Raw genomic sequence first — 361 nt, 5'->3', positions numbered from 1 at the left:
GTATCGGTAGCTGTTAAAGCTTTGATAGCCGTAGCTCCCGCTGTAGATGCTATAACTGAATTTGTATTTTCATCCTGAGCAACCGGCGCGTTATTCCCTACCGGAATAGTCACCGTAGCCGGAGTAACATCTACTGCTCCTAAATTATCGGTAGCCGTAAAGGTAAAACTATCGTTTCCTGTAAATGTACCACTTGGTGCATAGGTAAGGTTTCCTGCTTGTACCGGTGTTAATACCTGACCTGCTGTTACCGCAACTCCGCCTAAGGCTAAAGTTCCGTGAGCCGGTAAAGTAGAAACCGTATAACTTACTACTGTTCCGTCGGTATCGCTTCCGCTTAAAGCACTGATTGCTTTTGCCG

General features: G+C 46.3%; 1 protein-coding gene. It reads right to left on the bottom strand.

The genetic code is table 11. The annotated features are described in order from the left end of the window. Positions 1-361, bottom strand: a 361-nt coding sequence (locus ACHRWY_RS27610) for an Ig-like domain-containing protein (protein WP_395359238.1), incomplete at both ends; no start/stop codon positions are given.

Source organism: Flavobacterium sp. FlaQc-48, assembly GCF_044007335.1.
GTDB lineage: Bacteria > Bacteroidota > Bacteroidia > Flavobacteriales > Flavobacteriaceae > Flavobacterium.
Note: the sequence above shows the minus strand (reverse complement) of the source record. Positions and strands in the feature narration are given on the sequence as shown.